Source organism: Mucilaginibacter sp. UYP27, from assembly GCF_040547175.1.
GTDB lineage: Bacteria > Bacteroidota > Bacteroidia > Sphingobacteriales > Sphingobacteriaceae > Mucilaginibacter.
On the sequence record NZ_JBEPPE010000002.1, the window covers coordinates 278,566 to 295,709 of the forward strand.

Annotated in this window: 12 protein-coding genes; 1 reads left to right on the forward strand and 11 read right to left on the reverse strand. The window is 43.5% G+C overall.

Translation table 11 applies throughout. The features are described from left to right. Positions 1-63: 63 nt before the first annotated feature. From mgrA to ABIB39_RS09130, 8 genes are all read right to left on the reverse strand, one after another. On the reverse strand, positions 64-1,053 hold the full coding sequence (gene mgrA, locus ABIB39_RS09095) for an L-glyceraldehyde 3-phosphate reductase (RefSeq protein ID WP_354429227.1): 990 nt from the start codon (positions 1,051-1,053) through the stop codon (positions 64-66). Between the two features lie 121 nt (positions 1,054-1,174). Continuing rightward, the gene (locus ABIB39_RS09100) at positions 1,175-2,482 is read right to left on the reverse strand and encodes a bifunctional folylpolyglutamate synthase/dihydrofolate synthase (protein ID WP_354429229.1); all 1,308 of its coding nucleotides are present in this window, start codon (positions 2,480-2,482) and stop codon (positions 1,175-1,177) included. Positions 2,483-2,590: 108 nt separating this feature from the next. Then, positions 2,591-3,400: an energy transducer TonB family protein gene (locus ABIB39_RS09105; protein ID WP_354429230.1), complete on the reverse strand. Its 810-nt coding sequence runs from the start codon at positions 3,398-3,400 to the stop codon at positions 2,591-2,593. Between the two features lie 84 nt (positions 3,401-3,484). Beyond that, positions 3,485-3,886, reverse strand: coding sequence for an ExbD/TolR family protein (locus ABIB39_RS09110; RefSeq protein ID WP_322228082.1), 402 nt, complete (start codon positions 3,884-3,886; stop codon positions 3,485-3,487). Then, positions 3,883-4,599, reverse strand: coding sequence for a MotA/TolQ/ExbB proton channel family protein (locus tag ABIB39_RS09115; RefSeq protein WP_354429232.1), 717 nt, complete (start codon positions 4,597-4,599; stop codon positions 3,883-3,885). Before ABIB39_RS09115 ends, ABIB39_RS09110 begins: the two co-directional genes overlap by 4 nt. A 45-nt stretch (positions 4,600-4,644) precedes the next feature. Continuing rightward, complete coding sequence (locus ABIB39_RS09120) at positions 4,645-5,751, reverse strand: HU domain-containing protein (protein WP_354429234.1); 1,107 nt, start codon at positions 5,749-5,751, stop codon at positions 4,645-4,647. A gap of 38 nt (positions 5,752-5,789) precedes the next feature. Beyond that, positions 5,790-7,628, reverse strand: a complete 1,839-nt coding sequence (locus tag ABIB39_RS09125) for a porin family protein (RefSeq protein WP_354429236.1) — start codon at positions 7,626-7,628, stop codon at positions 5,790-5,792. A gap of 13 nt (positions 7,629-7,641) precedes the next feature. Then, on the reverse strand, positions 7,642-10,797 hold the full coding sequence (locus ABIB39_RS09130) for a tetratricopeptide repeat protein (RefSeq protein WP_354429238.1): 3,156 nt from the start codon (positions 10,795-10,797) through the stop codon (positions 7,642-7,644). 224 nt (positions 10,798-11,021) lie between these two features. On the opposite strand from ABIB39_RS09130, the gene ABIB39_RS09135 reads away from it, so the two are divergent. After that, complete coding sequence (locus ABIB39_RS09135) at positions 11,022-12,137, forward strand: DUF922 domain-containing protein (protein ID WP_354429240.1); 1,116 nt, start codon at positions 11,022-11,024, stop codon at positions 12,135-12,137. Here the strand turns inward: ABIB39_RS09135 and ABIB39_RS09140 are convergent. The 3 genes from ABIB39_RS09140 to ABIB39_RS09150 all read right to left on the reverse strand — a co-directional run bounded on the left by ABIB39_RS09140 (position 12,134) and on the right by ABIB39_RS09150 (position 17,101). Then, complete coding sequence (locus ABIB39_RS09140; RefSeq protein ID WP_354429242.1) at positions 12,134-12,508, reverse strand: response regulator; 375 nt, start codon at positions 12,506-12,508, stop codon at positions 12,134-12,136. The two genes, ABIB39_RS09135 and ABIB39_RS09140, sit on opposite strands and share 4 nt — an antisense overlap. A gap of 582 nt (positions 12,509-13,090) precedes the next feature. Beyond that, entirely contained in the window at positions 13,091-16,024 is a 2,934-nt protein-coding gene (locus ABIB39_RS09145) for a M16 family metallopeptidase (protein WP_354429244.1), read from the reverse strand. Positions 16,025-16,198: 174 nt separating this feature from the next. Next, a complete protein-coding gene (locus ABIB39_RS09150; protein WP_354429246.1) occupies positions 16,199-17,101 on the reverse strand; it encodes a nucleotidyltransferase family protein in 903 nt (300 codons plus the stop codon). Positions 17,102-17,144 lie beyond the last annotated feature (43 nt).

Genomic DNA, 17,144 nt, shown 5'->3' on the forward strand with positions numbered 1-17,144 from the left:
GTTAAACAAAAAGGCGTATTTATTTCTAAATACGCCTTTTTAGGTGGTAAAGTTTGTAAGAATCTATTTCAGGATCTGCTCTATCTTTTCTAATTCTTCTGATGAGAAATCAATATTGTCTAATGCCTTCAACGAATCGGCAAGTTGTGCGGGCTTGCTGGCACCTATCAATACCGATGTTACGCGCTCATCCTTCAGCAACCAGGCTAAAGCCATTTGTGCAAGGGTTTGGCCGCGTTGTTCTGCAAGTGTGTTTAATTTTTTGATCTTACCGATAACCTCATCCGTTACCTGGCTTTCCTGTAAAAAGCCGGTCGATTTAGCCGCGCGCGAATCTTCGGGGATGCCGTGCAGGTATTTGTTGGTTAATAAGCCCTGCGCTAAAGGCGAGAACGGGATACAGCCCACGCCATCTTTACCCAATACGTCTAACAAACCAGCTTCCGCATCGCGTACGAACATCGAATACTTTGGCTGATGGATAAGGCAGGGTGTGCCCAGTTGTTTTAATATGGCAATAGCCTTTTCGGCTTCCTGCGCGTTGTAGTTAGAAATACCCACATACAAAGCTTTCCCCTGGCGAACGATGAGATCTAACGCGCCCATGGTTTCTTCAAGTGGGGTGTCCGGATCAGGGCGGTGATGGTAAAAGATGTCTACATAATCTAACCCCATGCGTTTAAGGCTTTGGTCGAGGCTGGATACCAGGTATTTTTTTGAACCCCAGTCGCCGTAAGGGCCATCCCACATGGTGTAACCCGCCTTGCTGCTGATGATCATTTCATCGCGGTAGCCGGCAAAATCCTCTTTCAGGATCTTACCAAAATTGGTTTCGGCGCTGCCCGGGGGCGGGCCATAGTTGTTTGCAAGGTCGAAGTGGGTGACGCCGCTGTCAAACGCCAAATGTAAGATGCTGCGGAAGTTTTCCATTACATCCACATGGCCGAAATTATGCCACAGGCCCAATGAAATGGCCGGCAGATTTATGCCGCTTTTACCGCAACGGCGGTATTGCATTTTGTCGTATCTTTTAGGTGAGGGTAGATATATCATATTGTTTTGTTGATTGTACTAAAGTAGGCTTTTTTGTCTGAACCCAAATTTTCGGAATTAAAGAATTAATAGAATATTAATCTTTGCATTATGTTAATTCAAAAATTTTATCAATTCGAATTCAGACTACCTCCGCCACTACAAACGTACTGCCGCCCGCAAATACGAGGTCTTTATCGGTGGCTTTTGCCTGTGCTGCATAGAGTGCTGCTTTTACTGATGGATATGCTTCGCCGTGCAGGTCGAAACCCGCGGCTTTTTCTTTGATTGCTTCTGCCTCTAAACCTCGCGGGATATCGGGTCGGCAGAAATAATAGGTGGCATGGTTTGGCAGCATGGAGAGCACTTTGCTGATGTCCTTATCGTTCACCATACCTATTACAAAATGCAGTTGATCATATTTAACGTTGGCTATATTTTTAAGCACTTCGCTGATACCTTCGGGGTTATGGCCGGTATCGCAAATAGTGAGCGGGTTATGGCTTAGCACCTCCCAACGGCCGTGCAGTCCCGTTAGGGTTTTAACTTGTTTAAGCGCGGTGGTGATGTGCTCATCCGTAATGTTAAAGCCTTGTTTGCTCAGTTCATCCACAGCGGTTAAAACGGTTCGTAAGTTATATAATTGATAAGTTCCCGGCAAGTCAAGTTGGATTTGGAGAGTGGGGAGCGAAGTGCGGGGAGCGGTTATTTCCAGGTATTCTAAGTTTTCTTTTGAATCTCGACCCCGATAGCTATCGAGGTTAACTTCATGCTTTGCATCTGACGCAAACACAAATGGTGCATTTTCTTTTTCGGCCTTGCTGATAAATACATCCGCAACTTCTTTCTGGTACTCGCCGATAATTACCGGGGTATTAGATTTGATGATACCTGCCTTTTCACCGGCTATTTTCGGGAGTGTATCACCCAGTAAATTCATATGGTCCCAACCGATGTTGGTGATAATAGAGAGAAGTGGGTTGATCACATTGGTAGAATCCAGTCTCCCGCCAAGGCCAACTTCTACAATAGCTACATCAACCTTTTCCTTAGCGAAAACATCAAAAGCAAGCGCCACCGTCATCTCAAAGAATGAGGGTTGGATGTGCTCAAAATCGGGTTTGTGCTTCGCTACAAAATCTACAACGGTTTTTTGGTTTATCATCTCACCATTGATACGGATCCGCTCGCGGAAGTCCTTTAAATGAGGTGAGGTATACAACCCGGTTTTATAGCCCGCAACCTGTAAAATAGCCGCCAGCATGTGCGATGTTGAGCCTTTGCCGTTTGTTCCCCCCACGTGGATGCTTTTAAACTTACGCTCGGGATTATCCAATATATTTAGTAGTGCAACGGTATTGGTAAGGTCTTCCTTATAAGCCGAAGCGCCCACACGGGTAAAAACGGGTAATTGGGTGTAAAGGTAGTTGAGGGTTTCGGAGTAGTTCATGAGCTTTGGTTCATAGTTCATGGCCGAACTACTTGCTTACAAATGTAGCATCGAAAACTGATATGAGCTATTAGCCGAAGAAATTTTACAATGAACTACTAATGCCAATTATTGCCGCTTAAACACAAAAGTCTGAGTGTATTCCCGGTCTTCACTTACATTTGCCGAAGGGTTTACTTTTGCATTTTTAACAGCTTGTATACACTTATCAACTATGTCGCCTGCGATGGATGTAGAACCTCGGGCAACGCTTGCAGAGACAATGTTTCCATCCGCGTCTATTTTGAATGTAATCACTATTTTACCTTCAAAGTTGGTAACAACAGGTTTTGAAGGTGGTCGTGTAAAGTTACGTGCGGTTAAAGCATTTCCACCATTTCCATCACCTGTTCCGTTATAGTTGTTAGTTAGCGTAGTTCCCGTTGGTTTACCCTGATTGCCCGGCGTATTACCTGTGCCGTCGCCTTCGCCAGTGCCGTTGTTGGTTTTGCCTTTGTAAAGTGCGTTTTGGTTTACGGCCGGTTTAGCAACGGTTTTAGTTGTTGGCTGTGTGGCTACGCTGGTGCTTGGCTTGGTAGTATTGGCCGCCACTTCGGGCGCATCATCTGTAGTTTGGGTAACGACGTTTTTATCGCTGTTCTCTACTTGCTGTTTTTCTTCGGTTGGGGGGGCAGGGGTTACCTTGTCAGGTTTGGTGTTGTTGGCTTTCTCGGCTACGGATGGCTCTTCGGTGCTCATGTAATCGCTGCCCATGCCTTCATCTACCGTGCCATAATTCACCAGGATGCCACCTGTGCCATCCTCCTGTTTAACCGGCATCTGGAAAACAATAAAATAGCACAAAGCCATAACAATGCCCAGGATAACACCTGTTGCAAGAAATGCCTTTGGATAATTATTTTGTTGTCTGTATTCCATATTATTCAGTTTGCAGTGGGCTGTTTGCAGTTGGCAGGTAGCTCATTTAAGCAAACTGCCAACTTATAACTGCCAACTCCCTGTTTATCCTTTAGGTTCTGTTGCCAGTACCATTTTAATATTTAGTTTTTGTGCTATGTCCATCACCTGCACCACGTCTTGTATAGCTACCGTTCGGTCTACATACAATACTATGGTCAACTCGGTTGCAAGGCTTTTGTAACTTTGCAAGGTTGGCTGTATTTGGTCTACCGGTACCTGTTTTTTATCTATGGTGTAAACCAGGTTTTTATCGATAGATACATTGATGGTTTTTTTAGATACCGATTGCCCGCTGGATGATTTTGGCAGCATTAACTTTACCACGTTGGGGTTGGTTACCGTAGACGCGATAAGAAAGAACAAAAGCAGGAAGAACATGATATCGTTCATGGCCGAAGTATGTACCTCTGCCGATGCACCCTTATGTCTTTTTCTTAAATTCATTTGCTTGGCTCTTCTAACAGGTCAATAAATTCGATGGCGTCGGTTTCCAGTTTCAAGATCACTTTATCAACCATCATATTTAAAATATGGTAACAGATGTAAGCGATGATACCTACAAACAAACCTGCTGCCGATGTTACCATTTTTACATATAATCCCCCCGAAATTACACCCATGCTGATGTTATCGGTTTTTGAGATATCATAAAAAATCTTAATAACACCCGCAATGGTGCCCAGGAAACCAAACATGGGGGCTATACCGGCTACAATACCGATGATGCCGATATTTTTCTCCAGCTTTGATACTTCCAGCTTACCAATGTTTTCTATAGCGCCCTCTATATCTTTTATTGGGCGGCCGATACGCAGCAAACCTTTTTGAAGCATCCGGCCCAAAGGTGAGTTACTGTTACGGCAAATAGCAATAGCTGATTGAAGGTCTCCGGAGTGGATGCTGCTACGTACCTGGCTCATTAAGTGCGATTCGTCTTTTGACGCCTTGCGGATGGTGAAAAAACGTTCGAAAAATATAACGAGGCCCAGTACAGCCAGTATCCCGATAGGGATCATTACCCAGCCACCTTTTAATAGCAGATCGCCAAAGCGTAATTCTTCTTCGGGTATCTTTGCTAATTGTTGTGTTGCGGCTGTATGCGCGGTATCAATCAGTTTTGCGGTGGTATCTGCTGCAACCTGCAATAATAACATCATAGTTTTTGTTTAATTCTTAATATAAAAATGTAGCACGTCGGCTATTTATTTTAGGCCGATTGGTTGTATGTAAACGTCTTTCGATTTTATTTTACCGGTGTTCAAAATTTTATCCATAGCAGCGTTGGCCTCCGCTTTTGTCCTGTAGGTACCCAACGATATCTTGTGCTTTTTGCCGGGTACACCTTCTGCAATGTGCGCTTCGAAGCCCATCTTTTCGTACCTGGCAATTTCTGTGTTTGCCTTTGCTCTGGTTTTAAACGCCGCGGCCAGTATCTCATAACGTGGCCCTGTAATTTTAGTATTTGTAATTGGTGCGCTTTTGGTAATAGTATCTGTTAAAGATGGTATTACAGCGGTAGATGTACTATCTTCTTTTACAACCTTTTTAGCGGTATCAACCGGCGTAAGCGTCTCTGCTTTGGAACGTATAACTTCTGGTATTTTATTAGGTTTAGCTGCTTCCAGGTTAAATATAGTTGGATCGTAACGGTTAACTAAATAGATTGCGCCCGCTGTAAGAGCTATAGCTAAAACAACAAATGTAATAGTTGTGTTTCGGCGTTTTCTTCTTGTCAGGTCAATCAGGTAAGCTTCGTGTTCTTCATCAGTTTCGTAGCGGTAGTCATCTGCTGCCAGCTCTTCAGAATTAGGCACTGCAACCGGCGGGGTAGCAAAAGAATTCTCCTCAGTGGCGACAGACGCAGGGGTAGAATAAACGGGTGCTGTTGGTATAGGTTCTGTCCCTAATTTATAAAGGCTTATCGGTTCGTACCCAAAAAACTCCGGGTCGGGACTTATACCGTTACCTGGGCGGAAGTAAAGCTGATCGCCTTCGGTATAAAACCAGCCAAGGTTTGCCAATGCAACTTCTTCAGCCTGCGCCTGCAATTTTATGTTGTTGATGTATTTTTCGGTAAAATATTTTGATGATGCCAGCGAGATGTTCTTTCTATCGGCCATGTATTGCGCCAACGTTTCGTCTTGCACCGGCTGCGGATCAAATTGCACGCTGTAAGTAGGCGGGTACATTTTCCCCTCCTGTTCGTTATAATAGCCATTGATGCGGGTATGTGCAAAATAGCCCAGGCCCGGCACACTTACATCACCATGTTGAGCCAGCAAGTCGCTTATAAAATTGCCTACATCCATTCGCTAAAAGTACGGATAATTATAAAACATCAAAAAGCTTAAAACGCGTAGCCTATGCCACCGAATATATTAAACCCGTAATTTGGATAGTAAACCCATGTTTTGCTGCTTGCGTTCAAGATATTGTTGGCCTGAACAAACACGGATAGCTGTTTGTTTATTTTGTACGTAGCGCCACCGCTCAGATCGGCAAACGAGTTTATCGTTGTGTATTGCGGTGCCGCCGGTGTGCTTCCCGTTACCAATAATGGGTCTTGAGTGCTACCACGGAACATTAGCGATCCGTTTATATCAACCTTATCATTTATGTGGATGCTTGTACCTGCGGTTAATATAAATTTAGGCAGGTTCCATGGTTGGGCTTCGCTCGCCATTTTATAATCTTTAAACTCTACGCGGCCATAAACGTTCACGTCTTCGCTTGCTTTAAAGTCAAGCTCGCCGTTAAAGCCGCTTACGCGTGCATCGCCGTTGTCATATATAACCTGGTATTTGTTAAACGTTGTGGCAAAATTATTTACAAATAGCGGCAGGTTTTTGATACTGTTGCGGTAGATGGCCGCCTTAAAGCCAAGGCCCGGTGCAAGCGTACCTTTTAAACCTACGGTAATGTCCAGTTTATCAACCGAGTTTACCAGGTTGATATTCTCGCCCAAAAATGGGTTAACATCCGTTAATTCTTTGATAGATGCGCGGTTTACATCACCTTTTGCTTCTGCAAATAGCCGTACGTATTTCGGCACTACCTGAAACTCCAGCTTGGCAGCCGGGAAAATGAAGAAACGGTCTGAAAAACCAAACTCTTTGGCGATGTTAACGCCCGCGTCTATCTTATAATTCTCACCCTGGAACTTAATGTAAGGGTTTGCCCTTATTATGCTATTGCTTTGCGAGTACAGTACATCTTTTTGTGTGCCAAGGTCTAACGATGCGCTTAAACCCGCGTAAAACTGTTTAATGGTTTTATTTAAAAAACCGCTGATTACAACGTTGCTTTCTTTTGCGCTATAGGCATTGTTAAATATGTAGCCTTTAAACTTAGCCGCGTAGGTAAAAGCGTTCTCTTCGTCTTTGAAGTTCTTGGCTATCTCTCCTTCGGCACCAATGGTATTAAATACCTGTTTGCCGGGCGTAAAATCCACAGGTGGGTTATCCTGATCTATACCGTAGAAATACGTTTGATGGCGTTTGTAATTGATACGGCCGGTAAGCGTGTTTTCGGCACCAATGCTTTTACCAAATACGCCTATTTCCTGGCGGCTGTCGTTTTGCTTATCAAGCGATGAGCCCGATTGCGCAAAGTGTTTCAGATAACCGCCAACTTGCAGTGCCTGGTCTTTACCATTACCAAAGTAAGCTTCGCCAAAAGTAGTTTTCATATTGCCGATACCAACCTTTGCATAGTTATTGGTTTGTACCGAATCTTGCTCATGCGGCCTTTTCATGGCATCCAACTGGCGGATATTGTTATCCTGTGCCAGTTTTTTGTCTAACGGGACATAGGCTAAGGGTGCCTTATATGGCGTTTTATCTTCCAGATCGGGATTGCGGCGAATTTTTACCGCCTCTGCCAATACCGGTTTGTAAGATGTAGTAACTACAATCTCCTCGGCAAGGCTGCTGTTGGCCGGGTTGTTTTGCCCGGCTTTTTTGGTGGTATCTGCCACCGCTACTTTAGATGCTGCATCGCCAAGGTTCTTCGCGCCTGCGTTTTTCACCGTAGTGCTTTTAGCCGGTGCTTTAGCTTTCGCGGCGGGCTTAGTTGTAGTTTTTGCAGGTTGTTTCTTATTCGCGGGTTTCTTTGTTTGCGCCATGGCAGGAACAAAGAAGAATACCGTTAAAAAGGTAAGCAGTGTTATGGTGTGTCTTTTAGTCATTGCTTGTCTTGTTCTATTGTTCTTTGTTTTCCTGTTTGGTTGGTTCTGTAGTTGCCGGCGTTGTTTCTGCCGGGGCTGCTTCTGTAGGTTTATTCTCTGCCGGGGCAGTTTCTACAGGTTTAATGGTTTCTTGTTTCGCTTTTTGCGGCTCCAGCACGTTCATTTTCTGGCGGGCTATATCCAAAATATCATCGTTGCCTTTGTAGTTGTCTATGATGCTTTGCAGGGTTGCTTTCGCCTGGTAAGTATCTTTCAAGCCAAGGTAATCATCAGCTAACAGGATGTACGTTTTTGCCACCCAGTAATCGTAATTAGGCAGATCCTTCACCAAGTCGAAACAGGTTTTTTGCGATGCCTTGTACTTGCCTTGCAAATATTCTACATTGGCAATGTTATATTTGGCTTCTGCTGCCGCGATGGTTTTTGTGTTGGTAACGGTGTACGTTAGTTCTTTTATTGCCGCGCTGGTATCGCCACGTTGCAGGTAAGCTTTACCTGCGTAAAGGCCTGTTTTAAATTTATCTTCCTGTGATGATTTTTCGTTATCACGCACCAGTTTAGCGTACTTCAATACATCGTCGGGCATGTTTATCTGCGAGTAACTTAACAGCAGGTTGTTCACTGCGAAACTGTAATCGGCTTTGTATTCCGAGTTGGTTTCCAACCTTTTCAGGAATACAATGGCATCGTTGTATTTCTTTTGGGCCATGTACAACTTAGCCATGCTGATAAGCGATTTCTCGCTGTAAGCGCTTGTCCAGTCGTTTAATATTACATTGTAGTCAAGCACGGCTTCGTCGCCCTTGTTGAGGTTAACTAAACTTTGCGCACGAATAAAGCGTGATTGTTTTTCGTAGATCTGCTTGGTTGGGAATTTATCAAAGTAAGCGCCTACTGCATTAACGGTTCCCTGCCATTCGCCTTTTAGGTAAAGGTTGTTTGCGGCGGTGTACAAAATGCCTTCCTGTTCAGATGTGGTGTAGTTGCCAATAGCGGTAGAATTGGCGTAGTTTAGGAACGACGACGCATCGCCCTTATCGGTATAAATCTTTTCAACCTGTTTCAAAGCCTGTTTGGCTTCATCAGACGATGAATAGTCTGACACTACCTTTTTGAACGCGTTGGTAGCTTCGTCATCCCTGCCGGCATTGTAATCAATTAAACCGATAGTGGTGTAAGCGCGCGGTATATAACTACTGCGCGGGTATTTAGCGATCATAGCGTTCAGGTCGGCTTTTGCACGGTCGCCATCATTTTTCAGGAAGTAGGCGTAAGCAATCTCGAAAGAAGCATCATCCGCGTAATCCGAATTTGGGAACTGGCTTAATAAACTGTTCAACGTGCTGATCTTAGCATCGGGGTTGTTTTGTAACCCCTGGATTATGCCGCGCTGAAACAAGGCATATTCCTGCCCCTGGCTGTGGCGGGCAATAATACGGTCGTAATTTTCTAAGGCGCTGCCGTAGCTCTTCATGGCAAAGTAACTATCGCCTAAACGGCTTATAGCATCGTTCTCGGTTGCCTGGTCTTTAACATCGCCACGCAAAAACTTCTCGAAGTAAGTAGCGGCTTTTTTGTATTGCTCATCGTAAAATGCGGCATAGGCAAGAGCATAATTGGCAAAGTTGGCTACATCCGTTTGTTTAGCTTCCGGCATCGCCAAAAACGCCTCAAAATTTTCTACCGACTCGGTATATTTCCTTACCTCGTACATAGATTCGGCCATCCAGTAAAGCGTTAGGGCCTGTACCTTGGTATCAACCGGGTTTTTTAGCGAGCGAAGGAAAATACCTATCGCGTTTTCAAAAGCACGTTCATTATAAAACTCCAACCCACGGTAATAGGTTACTTTTTGGTAAGCTATCTGCGCGCTTTGGGATTTATTGGGGATAGGTTCCAATATCTCTACCGCTTCCTTATAGTTTTTTGAGTTGAGCAACGCCTCGCCCAAAAGTATCTTCACCTCATCGTTACGGGTAGATCGCGGGTAATTTTTCAGGTATGCACGGGTTGCTATTAGTGCCTCGTTGTTAAAATCGAGTTCGTACGATAGTTTAGCATATTGGTACAAGGCATCTTCCTGTAATTGCTTATCATAAGTTAGTTTTGAGGCGGTACGGAAAGCGTTACGGGCGCTTTCCTTGTTGTTCATTTTCAGGAACACATCGCCAAGCGTGTAGCTGCCGCTTTGGCTGTAGTTATCGTTTTGGGCTACCAGTTTTTCTAACACGGTAGCTGCCTTGCCATAGTTGCCTACTTTGTAATAAGCATAACCTATCTGGTAGCTGTCCTGCGTGTTTTGGGTGCGGCCCTGGTCCTGGTCTTCAAAGCGGCTGTAATATTCAACCGCCTTATCATAGTTTCCCTTTGCAAAGTATGATGCACCAATAATACGCAGCATTTCGGTTTCGTTTTGCTGCTTGGTGCTATTGATGATAGGGATAGCGTAGTTTATAACATCATCATAGCGTTTATCTAAAAAGTAAACGGCAGTAATATAATACGGGTAGCTGTTTTCGTACTTCTTAGAATTTTTAAGCTTCTCGAAGTTTAACAACGCCAGGTGATAGTCTTTATTCAGATAAGCTATGTAGGCGAAGTAGTAGGTAGCATCATCGGTAAAAGGCGAGCGTTTGTTCTTCACCTCGCCAAATAGCAGTTGCGCGTTCTTATAATCGTTGGTTACAAAGTAGGCGTAGCCCTTGCGGAATTTGTACTCGGTATTTTGCGCGCCGTTCAGGTCCACAGCGTCAACTTTATTGAACCAAACCAAGGCCTCGGCATACTTACCCTTTTTAAAGTACGATTTACCGACCTGGAAATACGCAAGCTTAGCTAAAGGATTTTCGGGGTGTTCTTTAATAAAACGTGCAAACATGCTTTCTGCATCATCGTTATCCAACTCAAGCGCGCAAAGGGCTTCGTAATATTGCGAGTTTTCTTTCAGCAGGGATAACTCCGACTCGAATTTTGATTGCTGGCCGGTTTTTAATCTTGTTTGTTCAACCAGGCGATATTGCTCGGCAGCGGCAGCGTATTTACCCATTGCCAGCAGGTTGTTCGCATTCTGATAAATGCGGTTTGTGTGGAAAGATGGGTTTTGCTGCGCCAGTGTTGGCAGGGCCAAAAGCACCGGTGCAATAAAGGTGATGTATCTAAGTTTGATCATAAAGCGCAATAATGATGGGTGCTAAATTAGCTAAACGCAAAAATGCAATCCACATTAGTAATTAACAAATGTGGATAAGCCTTTTTTTTAAACGGCACTAAATACGACCGTGGTATAGCTGTGGAAAACTTTAAATAGATGTGCTAATAGACCCTATTGCGGTGATATAAGAATGATAACTGTGTAGAAAAATATTTAGGCACCCGTAGCGTTTGATTGATAAGATGTTAAAAAAGTACTGCCGGTTATTATGGCTTTGGGGTTTAATATGGTGTTTTGCATCGTTTAAGACCAGCGCCCAAACCACCTCTTATATAATCCTGCAAAACCAGGCGCTTAAAATCACCCCTAAAGAATTTTATGTAGCCGCGGTTGAAGATGGCCGTGTGGATAACACCATTATTGGCAAGTTGCAACCGGTTACAAATGTTGCAGGCGAGCCTGAGGCCGCTTATAAAATAGACTTAAAAGGAGGCATTGCGGCTATTAAAAACTTTGTAGCATACAGCCTGCCGGTTAATAAAACCCTGCGCGCCGTAATTGTGAAGTTAAACAATTTGAAAGTGACCGAAATGCCTTCAGGAACAGGCGCTGTTAAAGGACAGTTGAAATTGTCGGTATCGTTTTACCTGCGAAAAGGGGAGGACCCGGTGCACTTGGTTGATTATAATACCACAACAACGTACCAGCATAAAGCAGGCCCTGCGCAGCAAATAGAACCTTTGATACGGAGTGCCTTAAGCAATTGCCTTACTTATTTAAACACCTGGATGGATGCCCAGGCTGATGGCAATATCAAGCTCGCTAAAACTTTTAAAATTACATTTACTGATTATAACGAATTTTCCGAGGGGGATACGATATATTATAGTGTAAGCCGGCCGCTTAAATGGGAGGATTTTCGTGGTAAAGCAGCCAGTAACAGCCGGCATGGTGCAGAGATATTTGCAGGTTTGGGGTATGAAGAACACTCAAAAATAGAGAAAGGAACGGTGTTGATGACTTTTGCCATGAAGGTTTACGCGCCTAAAAGTGCTTGCTGGGTAAACCCTTCATCAAAAACCGCGACCAGCTTGAACCACGAGCAAAGGCATTTTGACATTGCCAGGTTGGTTGCCGAACACTATAAGCAGCGAATAATTGCCGAAAAGCCTACGCCAGATACTTATGACGCTATTATCAGTATGGAGTATCTTGATGCCTTAAGAGAAATGAACAAACTGCAAAAACAGTATGATACCGAAACAGCACACGGTATAGATAATTACAAGCAAAGCTTGTGGAATGATAAAGTAGAGAACGAATTACTTAAACTTGGGATTAAACGCAAAGCATCTTAAGCTGCTGCAGACATTGCTAATTGTTTTTTAATGGAGTTAAGCAATACATTGATATCAAATGGTTTGGCTACAAAATCATTGGGGCCGTTTTCGTGATTTAATGTAGTACCAACGTTATGGCTTGCAGATATCATAATAACCGGGATGTTGTGGGTGCTTAGCTGCCTCTTAACATCTTTACAAAGTTCGCGTCCGTCCATATTGCCAAGCATTATGTCAAGCAGAATAAGATCGGGATGTTTTTCCTGTATAGTAGCCATTAAGTTGTGTCCGTCAGAAAGTGTGTCTACTTTATAGCCCGAATCTTCCAGTATAAATTGTAGTACTTCCAGTATATCGTGATCGTCGTCGACAGCTAATATCCTTCTCATTGTGTATCTTCTAAGTATCGTTTGTACTACTTACAGAGCAATACTTATACCAAAAAGAATGTTAAGCGAATTTAATCTGCTTTTTTAACTATATATCTTGCTGTCTTACAGTTAGCGCAAAAATATTTTTTTAATGGAATAAAAAATAGAAAAGTTTTTACCACCCAGCTTCTGTGTAACTGGTGATGAAATAAATTGCCGCATTTAGGGCAATGTGTGCTGGGGGATTTAGCTGGATGGCTCAAATTTGTTTCTGGTATTCTGGTAGTTGTTGTACTTACGTTAAATGTTAGGAAATGGTTTGCTTAGTGTTATTAATATACTCCCCCAGACTCAGTAAACGTTAATTGAATAAATAACTTTTTAAGTTTTTAGGTTGGGCAAAGCTAAAAAGCCCCTTTTTATGACATAGCCGGTTTGTTCATTATAATTGGTCGGGTAAGATGATTACGTAAACGCATCTTAATTCGATATTAAGATAATGTAAAATTTATAAGGTTTAAAATAATATTATAAAAAAATCTTTACAGTTAAAAACGGGGGGTTGAGAAAACAATCCCAACCCCCTTTTTCTATTGGTAATTAATAACCGAAGATTTGCTTCATATCCGGCTTTGTTAATTCGCCGTATTTTTTTAGATCTTCATCGGTAACGCGTTTGTCTGATGCTACTATACAGTAAGTGTATGGTTTGCTTTTTAATTCGTTATCGTGGAATGTATTAAGATCTGCAAAACTGATACCGTTCACTTTTTCGAAAGTTGTTTTACGGGCATCATAATTCAGACCTTTACGTTGTGCCGCCAGGTAGCTGAAAATGATACCATCCTGGGTAATGCGCTCTGTTTCTATCGATTTGCGGATATTCTCTTTAGCAGATTTAAACCCCTCTGCCGATTCGGGCATTTTGGTTAGCAATTCGTTCATGGCGATGATGGCTTCATTCATCTTGTCTGACTGTGTGCCCACATAACCTACAAATGTATTATCATCTTCTTTCTTCTGCGACTCCACATAAAACGCGTAAGTTGAGTAGGCCAGCGCTTTCGATTCGCGGATATTCTGGAATACGATGGAACTGATGCCCGAACCAAAATAATTGTTAAATAACTCTATAGATGGTGCCTTATCTACATTATAAGCGTCCTCGTTGCGCACCCATTGTATCTCGGCCTGTACCATATCAAAGTTGCCGAACAGCACGGTGTTTTTATCAGCCTTTACACGCGTAAATTTTTTCATGGCAGGGTAGGCCATAAAGGAGGCAGGTGTTTTATGCAATTTGGCTAAAGTAGCACCCGCCTGTACCGCTGTTTGCGGCCCGTAGTATAATATGGTGTGCTTGTAATTTACCAAACCATGTAGCAGGGCTACCAGGTCTTCGGCTTTAAGGTTTTCAATTTCCTCGTCGCTAAGTACATTGATGAACGGGTTTTGCGCGCCATATTGGGCGTAACTTACCAAACCTTGCATAATAGCGCCTTTGTTCAGTTTAAGGTTTTCCCTCGATCTTTTAAGGCGGGCCTTTAAGCCGGCAAGCGCTTTATCATCTGCCTTGCAATTTGCCAACAGGTTTTCAAACAAGGTAACCGATGCACCAAAATTTTCCTGTAATCCATTTATACTTATCGTAGAGTTTTCGGTACCGGCGCTGAAATTAAAGCTTGATGCTAATTTGTAGAATGCTTTGCTGATATCCTCGGCAGATTGTTTATCCGTGCCCAGGAATTGCAGGTACTGCGCGGCAATTGGCAGCATTTTGTTGTTCCAACTGCCCATATCGTAGCGGTAGTACAGGCGGAAAATGGCATTGGTTTTATTTTGTACCGAGAGTACATCAACCGGGCCTGCTTTTGCACGCTGTATATCTTTGTTAAAGTCCAGCCAAACAGGTTGCACCGGGTTGGCCGGCATAGCGTTGATCATTTTCACATAAGCCGATTGCTCACCAGCGTTCACCTCAACAGGTGTGATGGTTGGTTTATCAACCTTGTTGATGTTTTTATCGGCGCCTTGATGTTTGTAAACGAGCACGAAGTTATTGTCCTTTAAATACTTGTTGGCAAAAGCCACTATCTGTGCTTTAGTCACTTTAGATAGTTCGGCTATCGACGCTACATCCGTACGCCAATCTACACCCGACGTAAAATCGTCCATCAGGTTGCTGGCGCGTTGGTTATAGCTTTCGTCCTGCTCTATTTTGCCTTTTTTGTAATTGTTTACGATAGACTGGATCAAGTCGTCAGAAAACTCACCTTTACGCAATTTGTCAATTTCGCCCAGCATTAAAGCCTTTACATCATCTAACGACTGCCCTTTAACCGGTGTACCACGTAACACAAGAACGCTGTAATCCTTCAAAGTATTTGCCGACGCAAATGCGCTAAGCAGTTTTTGTTTCTTGATAAGGTCAAGGTCAAACAGGCCTGCTTTGCCGTTGGTTAATAACGAACCCATCAGGCTCAACAAACGTGCGTCGCGTGTGCTTGCGCCAGGGAAACGGTATGCAATGGTCAGGTTCTCGGGGTTAGGGCCGTACACATCACGCTGGATAGGGGCACCAATTGGCACCTCCGGCGCGAAGGTGTATGCTGGGGTAGCCTTGGTTTTCATATAGCCAAAGTGTTGCGCCACCTTTTTTATCATCACATCGGGGTTAAAATCTCCCGATAAAATAACCCCCATGTTATTTGGCACATAGTAATTGTAATAATACTTGCGGATGGCCTTTAACGACGGGTTCTTCAGATGATCGATAGTGCCAATGGTGGTTTGTTTACCATAGTTATTGTTCGGAAACAATGCCTCGAACATTGCTTCCTGCACTTTGCTTGGGTCGCTATCCAATCCGCGGTTTTTCTCTTCGTAAACAGCCTCCAGTTCGGTATGAAAGATGCGCAATACCGGCGCCCGGAAACGCTCGCCCTGCATAGCCAGGAACTTATCTATAGACGAGCTTGGAATATCCTCGGTATAAACCGTTTGCTCGAACGAAGTAAAGGCATTACTGTTTTGGCCGCCCATGGCTGCCATCATTTTATCGTACTCGTTGGCAATGGCAAATTTTGCCGCTTCGCCCGATGTTTTGTCTATCTGTTTGTAGATCTCTTTACGCTTAGCCTCGTCTTTGGTAGAGTTGTATTGCTCGTAAAGTTCGTCTATCTGGTCTAATAAAGGTTTTTCTTTTGCCCAGTTTAGCGAACCAAATTTATCGGTACCCTTAAACATCATGTGCTCCAGATAGTGGGCAAGGCCGGTGTGGTCGGCCGGGTCTGTTTTGCTACCCGCTTTTACGGCAATGTATGCCTGGATGCGTGGTTGCTTGTTGGTGGGGCTAAGTATTACGGTTAGGCCGTTCTTAAGTGTGTAAAAGCGCGAGTTGGTTGGGTCGCCGCTTACATATTTGTAAGTGTAACCACCGGCTGTGGCGGTTTTCCAGATGTTGGCGGTTTGTGCCGATGTCCCGGTAGCATAAACGACCGCAAGTACCAGCAGGAGTGATAGTTTTAGTTTCATGTTAATAGTTAAGGATATAAATATAGATAAGCGCCTTAACTATTTACTTAGGTAGAAAATTTAAATATCCATGAATATGCTATGTAATAAGAAAGTTACATAAAGGCGCGAGGGTGAGTAACAAAAAAATCCCGCCATTTTCATGGCAGGACCTTTTAAAATTAGCGGTTTAGCTTAGCTCCAAAGATTAGTTGGGTATGTGCCGTTGTTAACCAGTTCTGATATCGAATTTTGAACGATGGGCTTATCTTCTTTATAAGTCACACCAAACCATTTAGTAGCGGTTGGGATAACCTTGAATGATGCCGTGCCGCTTTTGATCAGATCATCAGCCACCAATGGGATAAAAAATTCTGATTTAGGGTTTTCTTTGTTAGCCTCAACAAACTTTTTAAACAGTTCTTCGCTTTGTCCAAAAACAGCCGGGGTAAAGCCCCAGAAGTTCATAGATACGCGGGTGTCGTTTGCTAAAGGGTGCTCGCCGGTAGCATCTTTATATGCTACGCTGCCATCTTCTTTAAAATAAACCTCGGTACGCTCGGTAACTTCGGTCATGTTGCCGTAATCGTCAACCGCGCAAACACCACGAGATACGGTACCATTTTCAGATAAAGTTTTGTCTATCTGGTAACCAATGATAGCGTATTTGTCGTCGGCAACTTCGGTAGTTAAAAACTTAGCCATTTTTTCGAAGGCATCGTAACCGTAATAATCATCAGCATTTATCACACAAAAAGGTTCGTTTACCTGGTTACGTGCAGCTAAAACAGCGTGGGCAGTACCCCATGGTTTAGCTCGTTCAATTTTTTCGCTGATACCAAATGGCTCCAGGTCAAAGTTTTGGAAAACGTAATCAATTTCGATCCGTCCTGCTAATTTAGGCTCAAATATGGCTTTAAACGGTTCCGCAAATTCCTCGCGGATAATGAAGCTCACTTTTCCAAAGCCTGCTTTAATAGCGTCGTAGATAGAATAGTCGATGATGGTTTCGCCGTTAGGGCCAAAACCGTCAACTTGTTTCATGCTGCCGTAGCGGCTGGCCATACCTGCGGCCAAAATTAATAGTGTTGGTTTCATGCTTTCTTACAGTAGGGTGTAGGTGTTTGTGTTATACACAATG